Annotated in this window: 15 protein-coding genes; 10 read left to right on the plus strand and 5 right to left on the minus strand. The window is 54.0% G+C overall.

Going from position 1 to position 20236, the window contains the following annotated elements:
- The first annotated feature begins 57 nt into the window (after positions 1-57).
- The 6 genes from xerD (at position 58) to GSQ70_RS18820 (ending at position 7147) form a co-directional block, all read left to right on the plus strand.
- Positions 58-951 carry a site-specific tyrosine recombinase XerD gene (gene xerD / locus GSQ70_RS18795; protein WP_158785374.1) on the plus strand — a complete coding sequence of 298 codons (894 nt, stop codon included), beginning with the start codon at positions 58-60 and terminating at the stop codon, positions 949-951.
- An 80-nt stretch (positions 952-1031) separates the two neighbouring features.
- Complete coding sequence (dsbC, locus tag GSQ70_RS18800; protein WP_158783953.1) at positions 1032-1733, plus strand: bifunctional protein-disulfide isomerase/oxidoreductase DsbC; 702 nt, start codon at positions 1032-1034, stop codon at positions 1731-1733.
- Positions 1734-1738: 5 nt separating this feature from the next.
- Positions 1739-3457, plus strand: coding sequence for a single-stranded-DNA-specific exonuclease RecJ (recJ, locus tag GSQ70_RS18805; protein ID WP_158783954.1), 1719 nt, complete (start codon positions 1739-1741; stop codon positions 3455-3457).
- A 62-nt stretch (positions 3458-3519) separates the two neighbouring features.
- Positions 3520-4618, plus strand: a protein-coding gene (gene prfB / locus GSQ70_RS18810) for a peptide chain release factor 2 (RefSeq protein WP_158783955.1) whose coding sequence is annotated in 2 segments (ribosomal slippage) — positions 3520-3594 and positions 3596-4618 — 1098 coding nt in all. Because the reading frame shifts where the segments join, the coding sequence is not laid out codon by codon here.
- Positions 4619-4627: 9 nt separating this feature from the next.
- Positions 4628-6148, plus strand: a complete 1521-nt coding sequence (gene lysS, locus GSQ70_RS18815) for a lysine--tRNA ligase (RefSeq protein WP_158783956.1) — start codon at positions 4628-4630, stop codon at positions 6146-6148.
- A 354-nt stretch (positions 6149-6502) separates the two neighbouring features.
- Entirely contained in the window at positions 6503-7147 is a 645-nt protein-coding gene (locus GSQ70_RS18820) for an acyl-homoserine-lactone synthase (RefSeq protein ID WP_158783957.1), read from the plus strand.
- A gap of 4 nt (positions 7148-7151) precedes the next feature.
- Here the strand turns inward: GSQ70_RS18820 and GSQ70_RS18825 are convergent, their stop codons facing one another.
- Both GSQ70_RS18825 and GSQ70_RS18830 read right to left on the minus strand, forming a co-directional pair.
- Positions 7152-7868, minus strand: a complete 717-nt coding sequence (locus GSQ70_RS18825; RefSeq protein ID WP_158783958.1) for a LuxR family transcriptional regulator — start codon at positions 7866-7868, stop codon at positions 7152-7154.
- Between the two features lie 277 nt (positions 7869-8145).
- Positions 8146-10083: a methyl-accepting chemotaxis protein gene (locus GSQ70_RS18830; protein ID WP_158783959.1), complete on the minus strand. Its 1938-nt coding sequence runs from the start codon at positions 10081-10083 to the stop codon at positions 8146-8148.
- A 410-nt stretch (positions 10084-10493) separates the two neighbouring features.
- On the opposite strand from GSQ70_RS18830, the gene GSQ70_RS18835 reads away from it, so the two are divergent.
- Positions 10494-11186: an amino acid racemase gene (locus GSQ70_RS18835; protein ID WP_158783960.1), complete on the plus strand. Its 693-nt coding sequence runs from the start codon at positions 10494-10496 to the stop codon at positions 11184-11186.
- A 425-nt stretch (positions 11187-11611) separates the two neighbouring features.
- On the opposite strand, the gene GSQ70_RS18840 is transcribed toward GSQ70_RS18835, so the two are convergent.
- A complete protein-coding gene (locus GSQ70_RS18840; RefSeq protein WP_158783961.1) occupies positions 11612-12235 on the minus strand; it encodes a serine protease in 624 nt (207 codons plus the stop codon).
- 494 nt (positions 12236-12729) lie between these two features.
- Here GSQ70_RS18840 and GSQ70_RS18845 point away from each other — a divergent pair, with 494 nt between their 5' ends.
- The gene (locus tag GSQ70_RS18845) at positions 12730-13893 is read left to right on the plus strand and encodes an MFS transporter (RefSeq protein ID WP_158783962.1); all 1164 of its coding nucleotides are present in this window, start codon (positions 12730-12732) and stop codon (positions 13891-13893) included.
- On the opposite strand, the gene GSQ70_RS18850 is transcribed toward GSQ70_RS18845, so the two are convergent.
- A complete protein-coding gene (locus GSQ70_RS18850; RefSeq protein ID WP_158783963.1) occupies positions 13890-14810 on the minus strand; it encodes a LysR family transcriptional regulator in 921 nt (306 codons plus the stop codon). The two genes, GSQ70_RS18845 and GSQ70_RS18850, sit on opposite strands and share 4 nt — an antisense overlap.
- A 120-nt stretch (positions 14811-14930) precedes the next feature.
- Between GSQ70_RS18850 and lysA the strand changes: the two genes are divergently transcribed.
- On the plus strand, positions 14931-16184 hold the full coding sequence (gene lysA, locus GSQ70_RS18855) for a diaminopimelate decarboxylase (RefSeq protein ID WP_158783964.1): 1254 nt from the start codon (positions 14931-14933) through the stop codon (positions 16182-16184).
- Between the two features lie 187 nt (positions 16185-16371).
- On the opposite strand, the gene galR is transcribed toward lysA, so the two are convergent.
- Positions 16372-17373, minus strand: a complete 1002-nt coding sequence (gene galR / locus GSQ70_RS18860) for an HTH-type transcriptional regulator GalR (protein ID WP_158783965.1) — start codon at positions 17371-17373, stop codon at positions 16372-16374.
- A gap of 204 nt (positions 17374-17577) precedes the next feature.
- Here galR and GSQ70_RS18865 point away from each other — a divergent pair, with 204 nt between their 5' ends.
- Complete coding sequence (locus tag GSQ70_RS18865) at positions 17578-19845, plus strand: molybdopterin guanine dinucleotide-containing S/N-oxide reductase (RefSeq protein WP_158783966.1); 2268 nt, start codon at positions 17578-17580, stop codon at positions 19843-19845.
- Positions 19846-20236 lie beyond the last annotated feature (391 nt).

A 20236-nucleotide genomic window follows, 5' to 3' on the forward strand; every position in this document is an offset into this window, starting at 1 on the left:
TATCAGAATTGAACTTTGACGGCTTTTTTCGCCGCACGGGTGAACAAAGGGGATGACGTGCAGGACAGCGACCTGATCGAACAGTTTCTTGATGCCTTATGGATTGAGCGCAACCTGGCGGAAAATACCGTGGCCTCTTATCGTCTTGATTTGATGTCGCTGGCGGGCTGGTTAGCCCACCATGAATCCGATCTTTTGCGGGTAGATACGGTTGATTTGCAGGGCTTTCTGGCCGGACGTGTTGAGGGCGGCTATAAGGCTACCAGCTCGGCACGCCTGCTCAGCGCCATGCGTCGTCTGTTTCAGTATCTCTACCGTGAGAAACTGCGTGAAGACGATCCCAGCGCGCTGCTCTCTTCTCCTAAACTGCCGCAGCGCCTGCCGAAAGACCTCAGTGAAGCGCAGATTGACCGCCTGCTGCAGGCACCGTCCACCGAAATTCCCCTTGAACTGCGCGATAAAGCGATGCTGGAGTTGCTGTATGCCACCGGCCTGCGCGTGACCGAACTGGTCACCCTGACGCTGAGCAATGTCAGCCTTCGTCAGGGCGTGGTCCGGGTGATTGGTAAAGGCAACAAAGAACGGCTGGTGCCGCTGGGGGAAGAGGCGGTGCACTGGCTGGAGCAGTATATTGAGTATGGGCGGCCGTGGTTGCTCAATGGCCAGACCCTCGACGTGCTGTTTCCCAGTAACCGCGCGCAACAAATGACCCGGCAAACTTTCTGGCATCGGATTAAACATTACGCCACACTGGCAGGGATCGACAGCGAGAAACTGTCCCCGCACGTGCTGCGCCATGCGTTTGCCACTCATCTGCTGAACCACGGTGCCGATTTGCGCGTTGTCCAGATGCTGCTGGGGCACAGTGATTTGTCGACCACCCAGATTTATACGCACGTCGCCACCGAGCGGCTGCGTCAGTTACATCAACAGCATCACCCTCGCGCTTAGCGGGGCACTCTTTACAACAGCGTCTCCCGCGCCTGGCGCGAAGATTAAACGGCCCGAGAATGAGGCTTTAAGGACATTAAATGAAGAAGCGTCACCTTTTGCTTTCCCTGCTGATAACGGCAGTCACCGGTTTTGCCCACGCTGATGATGCAGCCATCCAGCAGTCACTGAAAAAGCTGGGCCTGCAGCAGATTGAGATCCAGCCTTCAACCCTGCCAGGCATGAAAACCGTGCTGACTGAAAGTGGCGTGCTGTACATCACCGAAGACGGTAAACAGTTTATTCAGGGGCCACTGTATGACGTAAGCGGCGGGCAGCCGGTTAACGTGACTAACAAGCTGCTGGAGAAAAAAGTGGATGCGCTCAGTGACCAGATGATCGTGTATAAAGCGCCGAAAGAGCAGCATGTGATCACAGTGTTTACCGATATCACCTGTGGCTACTGCCGCAAGCTGCACACCCAGATTGCCGACTACAACGCACTGGGCATCACCGTGCGCTACCTTGCCTTTCCACGGGAAGGCATGAACGGTCAGGTTGCCAAAGACATGAAATCAGTCTGGTGCGCAGCAGACCGCCGCAAAGCCTTTGATGCCGCGATGAAAGGCGAAGCCGTTGCTCCGGCAGACTGCAATATCGACCTGGCTCAGCACTATAAACTGGGTATTCTGTACGGTATTCAGGGTACGCCAGCTATTCTGCTGCAGAACGGCATGATGATCCCAGGCTACCAGGGGCCGCAGGAAATGAAGCAGATGCTTGACAGCCAGAAGGGTGGCTGAGCGCAGTGAACAGTAAAACCGAACTCCGTCGCCGTGAGGCGGCGGAAGGCTGTAATCTTCCTGACGATCTACATCCTCTGCTTCGCCGCCTTTATCTGCACCGTGGTGTTCAACTGGCGACAGAGCTGGAGCGTGGGGCAAAAAACCTTCACGCTTTCCACTCCCTGGATGGCATTGAGCGGGCGGCTGAAATTCTGCAGCAGGCCATTAGTGACAACCTGTGCATTATGATCGTCGGCGATTTTGACGCCGATGGTGCAACCAGTACGGCCCTGACGGTACTGGCGCTGCGCAGCATGGGCGGACGTAACGTCAAATATCTGGTGCCAAATCGCTTTGATGATGGCTACGGTCTGAGTCCGGAAGTGGTCGGGCAGGCTGCCGCTCGTGGCGCTCAGTTGATCGTCACCGTGGATAACGGTATTTCCTCCCATGCTGGCGTCAGCCTCGCGCATGAGAAGGGCATTGCGGTGGTGATCACCGATCACCACCTGCCGGGCGAGACGCTGCCGGAGGCAGAGGCGATCGTTAATCCTAACCTTGACGGCTGCGAGTTCCCGTCGCGATCGCTGGCAGGCGTGGGCGTGGCTTTCTACCTGATGCTGGCACTGCGTGCCCGTCTGCGCGACAGCGGTGCAGAAACATTGCCCAATCTGGCTGAACTGCTGGATTTAGTGGCGTTGGGCACGGTGGCGGATGTGGTGCCGCTGGATGCCAATAACCGTATTTTGGTCTGGCAGGGGCTGAGCCGCATCCGCGCCGGGAAATGTCGTGCCGGGATCAAGGCACTCCTGGAAGTGGCGAACCGCGATGCCCGCCAGCTGGCTGCCAACGATTTGGGCTTTGCACTGGGGCCACGGCTGAACGCGGCCGGGCGACTGGACGATATGTCGGTCGGCGTGGCATTGCTGCTAAGTGAGGACATTGCGCAGGCCAGAATGCTGGCCAGCGAACTCGATGCGCTGAACCAGACGCGCAAAGAGATTGAGCAGGGCATGCAAACGGAGGCGCTGGCGCTGTGCGACAAACTTGAGAGCAGTAGCGAGGCGCTGCCGCTGGGCATTGCCATGTATCATCCGGAGTGGCATCAGGGCGTGGTGGGCATTCTGGCTTCCCGGCTGAAAGAGCGTTTCCACCGACCGGTGATTGCTTTTGCTCCCTCGGGTGACGGCGTGCTGAAAGGTTCGGGACGCTCCATTGCCGGGCTGCACATGCGCGATGCGCTGGAAAGGCTGGACACGCTGAATCCTGGGCTGATGCTGAAGTTTGGCGGTCATGCCATGGCGGCCGGTCTGTCACTGGAAGAAGCGAAGTTTGACGAGTTCCGCCAGCGCTTTGGCGACCTGGTCGGCGAGTGGCTGGATGCGGAATCACTGCAGGGCGTGATCTGGTCAGACGGCGAGCTGATGGCGCAGGAGTTGACGCTGCCAACAGCTGAACTGCTGCGGGAAGCCGGGCCGTGGGGCCAGTCCTTTCCGGAGCCGCAGTTTGACGGCAAGTTCAAACTGATCCAGCAGCGCCTGGTGGGGGAACGTCATCTGAAGGTGATGATCGAACCACTGGGTGGCGGACCGCTGCTCGACGGCATCGCTTTCAACATCGACACCGCACTGTGGCCTGACCCAAGCGTGAAGCAGGTTGAGCTGGCCTATAAGTTGGATATCAACGAGTTTCGCGGCAACCGCAGCGTGCAGCTGATCATCGACCACCTCTGGCCGCTGTAATCCGCCCACATTTTCAGTTAAACTGCTGAGTTACATTCAGGCCCCTGGAAGAATCAAAAATCATGTTTGAAATTAATCCTGTTAAGAACCGGATTCAGGATCTCTCTGAGCGCAGCGGCGTTCTCAGGGGGTATCTTTGACTACGATGCCAAGAAAGAACGTTTAGAAGAAGTTAACGCCGAGCTGGAACAGCCGGACGTGTGGAATGAACCTGACCGCGCCCAGGCGCTGGGCAAAGAGCGTTCCTCACTGGAAGCCATTGTCGCCACGCTGGATCAGATGAGTCAGGGACTGGAAGACGTTTCTGGCCTGCTCGAACTGGCCGTTGAAGCCGACGATGAAGACACCTTCAACGAAGCGGTGGCTGAGCTGGACGTGCTGGAGAAAAAGCTCGGTGAGCTGGAATTCCGCCGCATGTTCTCCGGCGAGTATGACAGCGCTGACTGCTACGTGGATATTCAGGCCGGTTCCGGCGGCACTGAAGCTCAGGACTGGGCCAGCATGCTGGTGCGTATGTACCTGCGTTGGGCCGAAGCAAAAGGCTTCAAAACCGAAATTATCGAAGAGTCTGAAGGTGACGTTGCGGGCACCAAGTCTGCCACGCTGCGCATCATGGGCGACTATGCCTTTGGCTGGCTGCGTACCGAAACCGGCGTGCATCGTCTGGTACGTAAGAGCCCGTTCGACTCCGGCGGCCGTCGTCACACCTCGTTCAGCTCCGCGTTTATCTATCCGGAAGTGGACGAAGATATTGATATCGAGATCAACCCGGCCGACCTGCGTATTGACGTTTACCGCGCCTCTGGTGCCGGTGGTCAGCACGTTAACCGAACCGAATCTGCGGTCCGTATTACCCACATCCCGACCAATACCGTGACGCAGTGTCAGAATGACCGTTCTCAGCACAAAAACAAAGACCAGGCGATGAAGCAGATGAAGGCGAAGCTGTACGAACTGGAAATGCAGAAGAAAAACGCTGAGAAACAGGCGCTGGAAGATAACAAATCCGATATCGGCTGGGGCAGCCAAATCCGTTCTTACGTGCTGGATGACTCCCGCATCAAGGATCTGCGCACCGGTGTGGAAACCCGTAATACCCAGGCGGTGCTGGATGGCGATCTGGACCGATTTATTGAAGCAAGTTTGAAAGCAGGGCTATAAGGAACTGACATGTCTGAACAACAACCGCAAAGCGCTGATGCCGCACTTGAGCTGAATAACGAACTGAAAGCGCGTCGCGAAAAGCTCAGCGCGCTGCGTGAAAACGGCGTGGCATTTCCGAATGACTTCCGCCGCGACAGCCTTTCAGATCGACTGCATGCTGATTACGATGCCAAAGAAAATGAAGAGCTGGAAGAGCTGGGTGTTGAGGTCAGTGTTGCCGGTCGTATGATGACCCGCCGTATCATGGGCAAAGCCTCTTTCGTGACTTTGCAGGACGTCGGCGGCCGCATCCAGCTGTACGTTTCCCGCGATGATTTGGCTGAGGGCATCTACAACGAGCAGTTCAAAAAGTGGGATCTTGGCGATATCGTCGGTGCCCGCGGAAAGCTGTTTAAAACCAAAACTGGCGAGTTGTCCATTCACTGCAACGAACTGCGCCTGTTGACCAAAGCCCTGCGCCCGCTGCCGGATAAATTCCACGGCCTGGCCGACCAGGAAACCCGTTACCGTCAGCGCTATCTTGATCTGATCTCTAACGACGAATCCCGCAACACCTTCAAAATTCGTTCGCAGATCATGGCGGGTATCCGCCGCTTTATGGTCGGTCGTGATTTTATGGAAGTTGAAACGCCAATGATGCAGGTGATCCCTGGCGGTGCATCAGCCCGTCCGTTTATCACCCATCACAATGCGCTGGATATCGACATGTATCTGCGTATCGCCCCGGAACTGTACCTGAAGCGTCTGGTGGTTGGTGGCTTCGATCGTGTGTTTGAAATCAACCGTAACTTCCGTAACGAAGGTATTTCGCCGCGCCATAACCCTGAGTTCACCATGATGGAACTCTATATGGCGTATGCGGATTACAAGGATCTGATCGAGCTGACCGAAAGCCTGTTCCGCACGCTGGCGCAGGATGTGCTGGGTAATACGGTGGTGCCTTACGGTGAGCAGGAGTTCGACTTCGGCAAGCCGTTTGAGAAGCTGACGATGAAAGAAGCGATTCTGAAATATCGTCCGGAAACCAACCTCGCCGACCTCGACGAGTTTGATAAAGCGGCAGCCATTGCGCAGTCACTGGGCATCAAAATCGAGAAGAGCTGGGGCCTGGGCCGCATCGTGACCGAGATCTTCGAAGAGACGGCGGAAAGCCATCTGATCCAGCCAACCTTCATCACCGAATACCCGGCTGAAGTGTCACCGCTGGCTCGTCGTAACGACCACAATCCGGAAATCACCGACCGCTTTGAGTTCTTTATCGGCGGCCGTGAAATCGGTAACGGCTTCTCCGAGCTGAACGATGCGCAGGATCAGGCTGAGCGTTTCCTGCAGCAGGTCAATGCCAAAGATGCCGGGGATGACGAAGCGATGTTCTACGACGAAGACTACGTGACGGCGCTTGAGCATGGTCTGCCACCTACGGCGGGCCTCGGCATCGGTATCGACCGCATGGTAATGCTGTTTACCAACAGCCACACTATCCGCGACGTGATCCTGTTCCCGGCACTGCGTCCATCCGGTAAGTAATCCTCTCCCTGCTGGTGCCGGTGCAAAAAATACGGGTGCTGGCTGGTGGAGGCGTAAAAAAGGAGCGAATGTCATTCGCTCCTTCAACGCAATTATTCCCTGCATATTTCCCATATCCCTGTTAATTCAGTAGTCTGGAATTCTCTTTCAGACGGGGTTCATGCTGACTGAAAAAATCCCTGTAACTTTTCTCTCTTCCCTGAGCTATAAGTATTTTTTATATCGTTTTTTAAAATCTTACTACCGTTTATTGACGCTTAATAATATCATCCTCCCGTCTCGGCATAATGACCGGAGAACTTCGCCTGTGTTCTCAGATAGTTTCACTTATCTAAATTAAACACAGGTAACATTATGCTTAATATTTATTGTTCTAATTACTCAACTTTAGATTGCAAAAAATCAGAAGATATTTTTATCTTGAGGAAAAATATATTTAAAGACAGGCTTCAGTGGGCAGTAAACTGCACGGGTGGAATGGAAACTGATGAGTTTGATAATGAAAATACAAAATACATTTATGGGGTGAAAGATGAGAAGGTAATATGCGGTAGTCGAATTATTGAAATGCGGAATAAAAATATGCTTGTCGATACCTTCTCCTCTTTTTTCGATAAGGTTGATATTCCTGAAGGTAACTATATTGAATCCACTCGTTTTTTTGTCGATAAAAAAAGAGCTAAAACTTTAGCGGGGCCACGCTTCCCCGTAACGAAGGTTTTATTTCTGTCCCTGATAAACTTTGCAAGACAGAATCAATATGATGGCATTATTGCCGTAGCCAGCCATCCTATGATGCAAATTATCAGGAATTCAGGTTGGCGTATTACGCTGCTGGAAACGGGCCAGTCAGAGAAAGAAGAGCCGGTGTATCTGGTTTTGGGGCATGTCGATGATGAAAGCCAGCAGGCACTGAAGGCAAAAATTATCGGGGAAGAGGGCAGTCTGAATGAGGATCTCCTGAATCGCTGGCCATTGTCTGAAGAAGCTTTTTCATAATTAACTAACTGACGGGTTTAACCAGGTGAAGCTCCATGCCGAGACGCACTGCATGCCTGGCATTTGTCACACCCAGCTTCCTGACAATGTTCGACATGTGAAATTTTACCGTGGTCGTTTTTATTCCCAGAATCATTCCGGTTTCCGCATAGGTTTTTCCGACGCTGGCCCAATAAAGAATTTCGTTTTCCCGCTCAGTAAACAGGTTCCTGTTGGATGAAGTTGATTCACTTTTTTTCGAGAGCAGGGTGAGTGCCAGATACTCTTCATGAACGGCAGCGAGTAATAAATTTAAAATCCCTTTATTAAGGTTAATGCACTGTTCTACTTCATCTTTTTTACTGGGGTCAATGATCAAAGAGAGCGTGGCCATATTGTTTTTATAATCATGCAAAACAAAGGTATAGCCATTTATTACGCTGAAAAGCCTGGCCTTTTCGAAAATGCTGGAAAAGAACGGTTCATTACCGATGGTGATTTTTTCATCCCATGAAAAAGGTGTCAGCCGGTTTAGTGCAGTGATAACAACCGGATCGGTAAACTGCAGGTTATTATCCTGATAAAGTTTCACCCATTCAGCCGGATAATTAGTCGCGTGCTGAATAATCGACATATTGTTTTTTGATATAACAACGTATGCCCAGGTGAAACTTCCCAGTTCACCTAACCTGGTTTCAAGATGTTTTTTGATAACACTGCTGACATAAAGTTCCTTTTCCATAACGGCATATCTCCCGGTGATCCAGTGCATTCTGCGGTGCGGCAGTTGCTGTGTTAAACCTGTGACAAGGTGATTTGCCCTGTCAAAGCTGATGCAAAAAAAGATATTTGTACTTTTTTTCTTCCGATATGAAAAAGTACCGTTTTACGCCTCCTCTTGCAACTCTGTGGACACTTTGGGGAGATGAGATGCAAAATCAGGCCCCTGAGCCTGATTTTGATCTTCAACCTCAGCCATCTTTTGCCGGTGGCTGAGTGTTCCTGCTGCCCTGTGTGATTCAGGTATTGAACGTTGTCCAGCCCGGTGACTGACTGAGCGCAACCTCTCCACGTCTGTTGCTCATCATTTTTACCGGTGGTGAAACCGCGGGGTTGGCATGGGCTTCCTCTACCCGGAAAACGGCAATCAGATTATTCAACTGCTGGGCCTGATCTTCCAGCGCATTGGCAGCAGCAGAAGATTGCTCAACCAGTGCGGCATTTTGTTGTGTTGTGCTGTCCATTTCCGTCATCGCGCGGCCAATCTGCTCAATACCACGATTTTGCTCTTCTGACGCCGTGGCGATTTCCGTCATCAGTTCGCTGACTTGTGTGACAGAGTCTCTGATGCCGATCATGCTATCGCTGGCTCCTTCAACGTGAGAGGCACCTTCCTCTACCTGAGCAACGGAATTGGCGATCAGCCCCTCGATTTCCCTTGCGGCAGTGGCGCTACGCTGTGCCAAAGCCCGGACTTCTTCTGCAACCACCGCAAAGCCTCTGCCATGTTCACCCGCTCTGGCGGATTCAACGGCGGCGTTCAGCGCCAGAATATTGGTCTGGAAGGCAATGCTGTTAATCACTGAAGTGATATCTGCAATCTGTGCCGAACTCTCTTTAATAGATTTCATGCTCTGCGTCATTTGACCAATAATCTCACCACCGCGTGCGGCCTGGTGTGAAGCCGCGACGGCCAGGGTACTGGCATTGCGCGCATTATCGGTATTTTGTTTCACTGTCGCGGTGAGCTGCTCCATGCTGGCTGCTGTTTCCACTACGGCGGCGGCTTGCTCTTCAGTACGTGAAGAGAGGTCATTGTTGCCCTCGGCTATTTCGCCCGATGCCAGCATGACACTTTGGATGCCGTTTTTCACAGAATGAATAATCTCTTTCAGATTATCATTCATCGCGCCAATTGCCTGAAGTAGTTGCCCGGGTTCGTCCTTACGTGTACTGCTCACTGACGTGGTCAAATCACCGGCTGCGATTTGCTGTGCCACCTGCAGACTTCGCTTCAAAGGCACAGTGATACTGCTGCTGATAAGGCGGGCAATGATTATACTGGCAAGGGCTGCGGCAAGAGCAATACTGCCAATCGTCCATGTTGAGGAGTCTATAAAATGCCGCGAGTTTTTTGACTGATACACAAACATTTTATTTATCGAGTCATCAAACTGCTTCGCGCGACCTGCAAGCTCCTGGGCCGCTTTTTTATGCTCCTGCCAGACCTGATCAAATCCGCTGAGGCTGCGTCGGGAAGCGCTTATGGCGTCGTTGATGCTGCCGGTCAGCGCAATCAGCTGAGGGCTGGCATTGGTATTCAGTGAAGTCGTCAGCGTCGTGGCCCGACTAATCAGATTTTCCAGTAACTGCAGATTTTGTGGTGTCGGGGTGGTGGTAACGTCAAGCAGTACCAGCTTGATCTCTTTTAGCGTGGTTGAAAGCTGGGCGGCAGTATAGGCCATTTCCGGGGAGAGACTGGCGGAAGACAGTTCATCCAGCTGACGGGCTGTTTCCAGGAAAGGCAGCTCACGCAGCAGAATGGCCTTGCCCATCATGCTTTTCATATCTGAAATTAAAATATCGCGCAGATCGGAATAGTCTTTCAAAGCGTGACCAATTTCTTCCACCAGCGTCTGGCCTTCATTGTCCCACTGGAATTCTCCCAGAGTGTGATGCTGCCTGACCATCTCCTGAAGCGCCTGGCCATTTTTGTCTGCATAGTCGGTGTCATTGGTGTACTGATAAAGCGTACGGTTTAGTTTTGCCTGGGAAAAAGACCCCACCATATCAATTGTTAAGGAGCGTCGTTGTGCATTGTCCTGAATACCTGCCAGCGACATTAGCGAGATGACGCCTATCATCACCAGCGAAATGATGATTAATGAAAACCCGGAAGCCAGTTTGTAGCCGACTTTCATATTAGTAAACCCGCTGAATGCTCCAGCCTGTCTCATAGAAACTCCTGCATCATGAAAGAAAATGTAGCCATGAACTGGCGAAAAAAGGCTGCTGTATAGATTTTTACGGTATCGGTCAGGAAGCATTAAACATTAGAGATCTAAATATTTCCTTTAATTTCCGGAAAGGAATATCCTGATTATCATCATTTTTTTTACGAAAAAAATTCAGGGAAAGCGGTGGGTTTTAGCGTCGAAAGTTCACTATTTCTGCTGAAAGTTGTACAGAGATGATAATATTGCATAAGTTATGCTTAACCAATTCCGATCCCGGTGTTCTGGTTTTGCACCTTCACTAATGACCACTAAAAAGGCATTTGTTGCACGAGGCAGGTAAAATAGCGGGTTGTAAATTGGCAAGAGATGCAGAATAGTGTTTGCCAGATGAGATAAACAGGTAAACGGTGATGAAAACGCTGGGACTGATTGGTGGCATGAGTTGGGAATCTACCGTGCCTTATTATCGCCTGATAAATGAAGGGATTAAGCAGCAGTTGGGGGGCCTGCACTCGGCTAAGCTGGTGCTGTACAGTGTGGATTTTCACGAGATTGAAGCCTGCCAGGCCAGCGGCGACTGGCAGAAGGCAGGACAGATGCTGGCAGAGGCGGCGGTGTCGTTGAAAGAGGCTGGCGCGGAAGGCATCGTGCTCTGTACCAACACCATGCATAAAGTGGCCGGTGCCATTGAAGAACAGAGCGGCCTGCCGTTTCTACATATTGCAGACGGTACGGCAGCGGCGATCAAAGAGCAGAAGATGAGCCGTGTGGCGCTGCTTGGCACCCGCTATACCATGGAGCAGGATTTCTATCGTGGTCGCCTGCTGGCAGAGCACTGTATTGAAACGTTGGTTCCTGGTGAAGCTGAACGGCAGGAAGTGAACCGCATCATTTTTGCAGAGCTTTGCCTTGGTATTTTTACCGAAACCTCACGCGCTTACTATCGTCAGGTGGTTGCCGGGCTGGTGGAACAGGGCGCTGAAGGGGTGATCTTTGGCTGTACCGAAATCGGATTGTTGCTAAAGGCCACGGATTGCCCTGTTCCGGTATTCGACACCACCGCTATTCATGCCAGCGCAGCGGTGGAGTTTATGCTGTCATAAAACTGAACGCTTTTATCTGGCCTCTACCGCATCATTTGGGTAAAGGCTGGCAGTAAACAAAACTTGATGGACTTCTGATTTTCGGAAGTTAACTTTAGCGGAATTTTTTTTTGCTGGTAGCAGGCTGAACTCAGGCGTAGAACAAAGAGGGAATATTCAGACCACAAGGAGAAAAGGAATGCCGTGGGAATATCATGCCAGAAAAGCGCAGTTCTTCTGGAATGGTGAGTTTCAGTTTGAAGCCCGATATGTTGGTGTCAGAGGGTTTTAAAGCAATCGTTAATAATAATGAGTGTTCAGTCGATTTTACCGGCTACGTTATTGTAAAACGTGAATTCTGACTGAGACAGCGTCCTGAGTAATGCTGCTCAGGACGCTCTGGATTGGTTCCTCACTGGGCCATCCCGCGCGAGGTGACATCCCTGTTACGACTTCACTGCCGCGTCCAGCCACTCTTTAAAGCGGGCATAGGGAACGTACAAAGAGACATCTTTATATAACGTCTTGCCCGTTTTCAGATCGTTAATCCGGTTAGAGTAGCCGACAATAACCCCGCCAACAGAGTCGTCCGAGGCGTTATACACCGCGCCACCGGACATGCCTTTCACCACGCCCGCATCGGAAGCCACCACCACGCAGCTCAGCTTGTTCCACTCGTTCTTCAGCCCGGTGTTCACCAGGTTAGTTCCGGTGGATGCCACCGGCATGGCTGATATGAAGCTGTAACCGTAGAGATTAATTTTGTCGCCGATATGCCCGTTACGAAAATGCGGTGGCTGAAAATTATCATTGTGGTGATACACCACCGCCAGATCGCACTCCGGGTGCCAGGATTTGACGCGGTAGAGGGAGAATTTAGCCACATGGGCGGCGGTCAGACTATATTCTGACGTCAGCGGAATGGTGGTACCCAACGTACCAATACCCAGCACCGTAGGAATGCCGGTTACGGTCATATCAACCCGTTTTTCCGCCTCGCGGCTGTACTCATATTTTCCTACTGAACAGCCTGCCAGCATCAGGGCCAGCAGGCAAATAGCACATCTCATCTTTGGTCCCCGACAATGGATAGATCAAGCACAGCTCATGAAACGCCCGTTGGATCCTTCATCGAGGTATCGGCTAACACTCAAAAACCTTTACGCTTTTCACTTAACACAAAGCCTGATGCATTCTCCTGTAAATGACAATTTTTCGTGGCTTTGTCAGGCGAATCTAAGATCGTTCTTAGTCCGGACTGTTCAAAAAGTATTATGTAATCAGGCAAAGTATAGACAATAAAGATTTCGTAAAGATGGCATCTCGGCTGCTTTTATCAGCGAAATTCCTGTTTCGGCAAACTCAAGGGGGGCATCTGGCCCTGATTGTTGCGTCTCAGGCAATACACCCTTGTTGTGCGCGGGGTATCAGGCACCGGACAGCTGTGCTTTAATAATATTGTGACGCAGATCAAATAATCCCGGTAGTCACATTTTATCCTTTCTGCCCTGTGCGCTGGCTTTGTCCTGCCGGGGATCTTATTGAAACTTGTGGAGAAAGAGAGATGCCCGTTTCCTTACTGGCACTGGCACTGAGTGCTTTTGCCATCGGCACCACGGAATTTGTCATTATGGGGCTGCTGCCGGAAGTGGCGGGTGACTTGCAGGTGTCGATCCCTTCCGCAGGCTGGCTGATCAGTGGTTATGCCCTTGGGGTCGCCATCGGGGCGCCAATAATGGCCCTGCTCACCGCGAAGCTACCGCGTAAGCGCACGCTAATCCTGCTGATGTCGATTTTTATTATTGGCAACGTCCTCTGCGCGCTGGCTTACAGCTATAACCTGCTGATGATGGCTCGCGTAATCACTGCTCTTTGTCATGGTGCTTTCTTTGGTATCGGCGCAGTGGTGGCTGCCAGCCTGGTTGCGCCTGGCAAACAGGCTTCCGCAGTGGCCCTGATGTTTACCGGCCTCACGCTGGCAAACGTGCTGGGCGTGCCTCTGGGTACCTGGTTCGGCCAGATGTTTGGCTGGCGTGCGACATTCTGGGGCGTGGCGGTTATCGGCATCCTGGCGTTTATCTCGCTGATTGTCAGCCTGCCGGAAAATAAAGAAGAGAAGCCAGTCCATCTGGCGAGCGAAATCAGCGCGCTGGGCAACGGCAGGTTATGGCTGTCGCTGCTGATGACGGTGTTTTTTGCCGCCGCGATGTTTGCGTTGTTCAGTTACATTGCGCCGCTGCTGCTGGAGGTGACCGGCATCAGCGATAAAGGCGTGAGCTGGACGCTGTTCCTGATTGGCGGCGGTCTGACGGTTGGGAATATTCTCGGCGGCAAGCTGGCGGACTGGAAAGTCTCCTTCAGCCTGATCCTCAGCTTCTCGCTGATTGCGCTGTTCTCGCTGCTCTTCAGCTGGACCAGCCATGCACTGTGGCTGGCGGAGATCACCCTGTTCCTTTGGGCGATGGCGACCTTTGCTATCGTTCCCGGCCTGCAGATTAACGTGGTGCGCCACGGCAAAGATGCCCCGAATCTGGTCTCCACGCTGAATATTTCCGCTTTCAATATCGGCAATGCTTTTGGTGCCTGGGCGGGGGGGGCAGTGATTAGCGGAGGTTTTGGCCTGACCGCCGTGCCAGTTGTGGCGGCGGTGCTGGCCGCTGCCGGGTTGCTACTGTGTCTGTTTACCTTCCGTCGTTCCGGCGGACAGGCCCAGACCGCCCGCGCCTAACCCAGCAATGCAGCCAGGCGCTGGTTGAACAGGCTGATGTGCTGCTGCAGATGGGCGCTGAAGGCCTCGACCAGCGCGGAAGAGGGCCGATGGCGCGGCCTGATCAGGCTGACGGTAAAAGGCACATCCACGCTGAAGCGTCTGATCACTACACCGCTACCGGCATAGTCCAGCGCCGTTAGCGGATTCACCACCGATACGCCCACGCCTGCCCTGGCCATCGAACACACCGACGCCGCGCTGTGCGTTTCCATCACCATTCTTCGCTGAACGCCCTGCTCGTTGAACAGATTATCCAGCAGCTGGCGATAGCTGTCGGTACGCGACAGGCTGATGTAGTTCTGCCCGCTGAAATCCTGCGGCGTCAGGCAGGTTTTATCTGCCAGCGGATGGTCTTCCGGTAACACGCATACTTCCAGCCCGGTAAACAGTTCGGTGCGTTCTGTTCCTGCTGGTGTCACGTTGGTTTCGGTCAGTCCCAGGTCATAACGCTGGGCCGACAGCCACTCTTCCAGCAGGGGAGATTCCTGAGGAATGATATTCAGGCTGACTTCGGGGTAGCGTTGCAGAAAAGGCTGGCACAGCAGTGGCAGCAGTGACTGGGAGAAAACCGGCAGACAGGCCACGGAGAGTTCACCCCATTGAAACTGCCGTAGCCCTTCAGCGGCATTGATGATGCGATCAAGTCCGTACCAGGATCGCTGCACCTCTTCAAACAGCCGCAGTCCCTGCACGGTAGGCTGCAGGCGTCCCCGTACCCGATCAAACAATTTAAGTCCGGTCAGCTTTTCGAACCTGGCAAGCTCCCGGCTTACCGTAGGTTGCGAGGTATGCAGCAGCGTGGCGGCTTCCGTCAGGTTGCCGGTGGTAACCACCGCGTGAAAAATTTCGATATGCCGCAGCGTGATGCCTGCCATGATCGGTTCCTGTGCAGGGATGCAAAGCCATATCATGGATGAATAGACTTCATTAAAACAGATATTTTTCATCCTGTCCGGGCTGTGGCGTAATAGCGGCATATTCTCAGGAGAAAACTGATGCCACGCCTGCTCACCAATACCGAAACTGCGCTGACGCGCGATAACCTTCTGCCACTGGTGCGCCAGTACGGCGGCCCGATTTGGGCCTATGACGCCAGCATCATCCGCGATCGTATTGCGCAGCTACGGCAGTTTGACGTGGTGCGTTTCGCGCAGAAAGCCTGCTCAAACATTCATATCCTGCGTCTGATGCATGCAGCCGGAGTGAAAGTGGATTCAGTTTCTCTTGGCGAGATTGAGCGTGCGCTGGTGGCAGGTTTCATACCCGGTGGCGATGAAATCGTTTTTACCGCCGATGTTATCGACCAGCCAACGCTGAACCGCATTGCCGAACTGAAGATCCCGGTTAACGCCGGTTCTGTCGATATGCTGCATCAGCTGGGTGAAATCTCTCCCGGCCATCCGGTGTGGCTGCGCGTGAATCCTGGCTTTGGTCATGGGCACAGCCAGAAGACCAACACCGGCGGCGAAAACAGCAAGCACGGTATCTGGCACGGCGATATGGCGCTGGCGCTGGAAGCCATTCAGCATCACCAGCTCAGGCTGGTTGGCATCCATATGCATATCGGATCGGGTGTGGATTATGCTCATCTGGAGCAGGTGTGTGATGCGATGGTGGATCAGGTGGTCAGTTTCGGCCAGGATCTGCAGGCGATTTCAGCCGGTGGCGGCCTGTCGATCCCTTATCACTTTGGTGAAGAAGCAATCAATACCGACCACTATTTTGGCCTGTGGGACGCTGCGCGCCAGCGTGTTGCGCAGCATCTGGGACATCCGGTTAAACTGGAGATTGAACCCGGTCGCTTCCTGGTGGCTGAGTCTGGCGTGCTGGTTTCACAGGTCCGTGCCGTGAAGCAGATGGGTAGCCGCCACTTCGTGATGGTGGATGCCGGTTTTAACGACCTGATGCGTCCGGCGATGTACGGCAGCTATCACCACATTTCCGCCATGGCGGGCGATGGCCGCGAGCTGAACGAGCAGCAAACTCTGGAGAGCGTGGTGGCCGGACCGCTGTGTGAATCCGGCGATGTGTTCACCCAGCAGGAAGGGGGCAAAGTGGAAACGCGCGCGCTGCCTGCGGTGAAAGTGGGCGACTATCTGGTGTTCCACGACACTGGAGCCTACGGCGCATCAATGTCTTCTAACTACAACAGCCGTCCTCTGCTGCCGGAAGTGCTGTTTGAGAACGGTCAGCCGCGTCAGATCCGCCGTGCGCAAACCGTACAGGAACTGCTGGCGCTGGAGAGGTAATCCTGCGGCCCATTTGTTGTCGCAGAGTGAGGGGAAACAGTGAGCAACGAAGCGGTTAAGAGTTGAAAATTGTGCCCCTCAGCGAGGCGCTGGCGCACCGGGAACAGGTTACCGACTGGCAGGGGCTATATCGGCGATGCACTGGATTACCCGGATAAGCCAGTGCGCTCTGTCACAAGTCGCTGAGTTAACCCGGCGACCCCACAGAATGACGGCGCACCAGCGTCGGGCTGAACATATTCGTCACTTCCGGCAACGGCTGATTATTGGCTAAGGCCAGCGCCAGTTCTGCGGCCTGCTGTGCCATGGTCACGATCGGGTAGCGTACCGTGGTCAGCCGTGGACGGACGTAGCGCGAGACCAGTACATCATCGAAGCCAATCAGCGACATCTCTTCCGGCACCCGCACGCCGTTATCGCTCAGTACCGCCAGCGCGCCAGCGGCCATTGAATCGTTGTAACAGGCGACGGCGGTAAAAGGCTTACCCCGGCCCAGCAGCTCGGTCATCGCCTGTTCTCCTCCCACCTCATCCGGTTCACCCAGTGCGACCAGACGGTCATTGCAGGGCAGATTATGTTCGCGCAGCGCGTCGTAATAGCCCAGAAGGCGATCTTCCGCATCCGAAATCGGGTGGGTGGAGCAGATGAACGCGATGTTCTGGTGTCCCTGCTGGATCAGATGGCGGGTGGCCAGCCAGGCCCCGTAGCGGTCATCCAGCGCAATACAGCGCTTCTCAAAGCCCGGCAGCGCCCGGTTGATCAGCACCATGCCGGGAATTTGCTGCATCAGCGGGACTAAATCTTCATCGGGGATCTTCTTGGCGTGCACCACCAGTGCGCCGCAGCGATGGCGGATCAGCTGCTCGATAGCCTGCCGCTCTTTTTGCTCATTGTGGTAACCGTTACCAATCAGCAAAAAGTTGCCGGTCTCATAGGCCACCTGCTCCACAGCTTTCACCAGAGCGCCAAAAAAAGGGTCGGAAACATCGCCCACTACCAGCCCCATAGTTTCGGTGGACTGCTGCGCCAGGGCGCGTGCGTTGGCGTTTGGGTGATACTTCAGCGCTTCCATTGCGCTGTTAACGGCCAGGCGTGAGTGCTCACTTGCTTTCGGCGAGTTGTTAATTACGCGGGAGACCGTGGCGACGGAAACTCCGGCGAGCCTGGCAACATCCTTAATGGTAGCCATAGGTCAGATGCCTTCCTGGGTAAACGTTTACATTGCCTTCAGTGTTGCGGAATTCTCCTGTTACTTCAAGCAGACAGAATGCAAGCGGTGTCGCAAAGCTGGATAAAATCAGCCCGCAACAGCGGCCCGTTTTGTGATTCAAATTTCGTGGCTAAGAATGCTATTCTGACTTTCACATAACGATAAAACCTGCGGGATCGCCTGATGACTATCATAAGAGTGCCACACCTCGCCCACTGGGGCGCTTTCACTGCCGTGGTGGAAGACGGCAAGCTGCTGCGCTGTGAGCCTTTCTTCGCCGATCAGGATCCGTCGCCGATGCTCAATACCATCCCGGAGCTGGTCTATTCCGATAAGCGTATCCGCAAGCCGATGGTGCGCCGTTCCTGGCTGAAGTCCCGCGAGAAAAGTGACCGCACGCTGCGCGGCCGGGAAGATTTCGTTGAGGTGGAGTGGGAAACCGCGCTGGATCTGGTGGCTGAAGAGAATCGCCGCGTGCGGGATCGCTACGGTGCCTCCGGCATCTTCAACGGTTCATATGGCTGGTCATCGGCAGGCCGTGTTAATCATGCCCGCACTCTGGTCCGCCGTTTCTACTTTACCGGCGGCGGCGGTGTTGATCAGTTGGGCAACTACAGCTGGGGCGCAGCGCAGTTCTTCCTGCCCTACGTTATCGGCACCTACATGCCGCTCACCGGTCGCGTCACCGACTGGCCGGAGGTGGTTAAGCACTGTGAGATCTTTGTCGCCTTTGGCGGTCTGGCACTGAAAAACAGCCAGGTGGCTTCCGGTGGAGCAGGGCAGCACAGCCTTAAACCTGCGCTGCAGGCACTGGCAGCGAAAGGCACGCCGGTGATTAACATCAGCCCGATGCGCGATGACTGCCCGGAGTTTGTGAACGCGGAGTGGATCCCGATCCGCCCGAATACCGACGTGGCACTGATGCTGGCGCTGGGTTTTGAAATTGAGCGCCTTGGCGCGGTGGATAACGCATTTCTCGCCACCCACTGCGTGGGTTATCCGCAGCTGCGCAGCTATCTGCTTGGAGAAACGGACGGCACGCCGAAAACGCCGGCATGGGCCAGCGACATCACCGGCATACCGGCACCGCGTATTGAGCAACTGGCGAAACAGCTGGTGGGCAAACGCAGCTTTATCACCTGTTCTTATTCCGTGCAGCGCGCGCATCGTGGTGAGCAACCTTACTGGATGATGATTGCGCTCTCGTCGATGCTTGGTCAGCCTGGCCTGCCTGGAGCCGGTTTCTCCTTTGGCCACGGCTCAATGAACAGCGTGGGCAATCCCCGTACTGAAGGCCCGGCCCCGCTGATGTCCACCGGCGTGAACCCGATTGCTGACCGCGCCATTCCGGTGGCCCGCATCAGCGATATGCTGCTGCATCCCGGCGAACCGTACGCTTTTCAGGGGCAGACGCAGACCTATCCGGATATCCATTTGATCCACTGGGCGGGTGGCAATCCTTTCCACCATCATCAACAGCTGAACCGGCTGGTCGAGGGCTGGCAGAAGCCGGACACGGTGATCGTGCAGGATATCGTCTGGACCCCGGCGGCGCAGATGGCCGATATTGTGCTGCCAGTGACCACCACGCTGGAGCGTAACGATATTGGCGGTTCCTCCCGCGATCGCTTCGTGCTGGCGATGCATCAGGCAATCAGGCCGCAGCATCTGGCGCGCAACGATTTTGATATTTTTGCCGACCTGGCCGAACGTCTGGGCTACCGCGAAACCTTCACTGAAAACCGCAATGAAATGCAGTGGATTGAGCATCTTTATCATCAGTGTGCTGAGGCGCATCAGCTTAAAGGGATCAGCTGGCCAGATTTTCAGGTCTTCTGGAAAGAGGGCTATGCGGAAGTGCCTGAGGGGGGCAAGCCCTTCATCTTTATGGAAGCGTTCCGTCAGGACCCGCTTGCCAACCCGATTAAAACCGCCAGCGGCAAAATCGAGCTGTTCAGCGAGACCATCGCTGGCTACCGGCTGGATGATTTCGCGCCACACCCGGAATGGCAGCCGCCGAAAGAGTGGCTGGGAGCTGAAATCAGGCAGCGCTTCCCACTGCATATGATCTCGATCCAGCCGGGCGATCGTTTACACAGCCAGATGGACGCCACGCCATCGGTGCAGGCAAATAAAACCGCCGGGCATGAAACGCTGTGGATGCATCCGGACGATGCGCAGTCGCGCGGTATCAACGACGGTGATGTGATTGACGTCAGTAACGAACGTGGCCGGATGTTGGCGGGGGTGCGGCTGACAGCAGGCGTCAGCCCCAGCGTGGTACTGATCTCCACCGGAGCCTGGTTTGATCCGGGCTTCGGTAAAGCCTGGCGGCCTTATGACCGCGCGGGTAATCCAAACGTCCTGACGCTGGATATCGGCACCTCTTCGCTGACTCAGGGACCAAATGCAATGAGTTGCCTGGTAGAGATCAAGCTGGCTTCGGTGTAGTTTCTCCCTGACACTCAGCGGACCTGTTTTCCGCCGTTAGGGGGTTGTGGCCTAAAGGTTGCAAAACTGCATAAGAATCACATAGGTGGTTACATTTTGCGGGTAACTGTTGCGAATCCTGGCTGGCGGGCGAGTCGGCCAGATTGCTACAGTTTACGTCCCAGAGGTATTGATGGGTGAACATCAAAAAGTATTTATGCTTTGTTTCACCGACCTGCGCAGATGCGCAGGTTTTTTTTGTCTGAACTCCGCAACAAGCACAATAACTTCCTGAATATTCGGAATAAACCGGTGTGCATAATCTGCGCGCTGCGGCACAATCACAGGCTGAAACACAGTTTCCCTGTTCTCATGACGGCATTTTTTGTATAACTCCCAGTCAGTTACCCTG

It is taken from the genome of Pantoea sp. BAV 3049 (genome assembly GCF_009765445.1).
Lineage (GTDB): Bacteria > Pseudomonadota > Gammaproteobacteria > Enterobacterales > Enterobacteriaceae > Erwinia.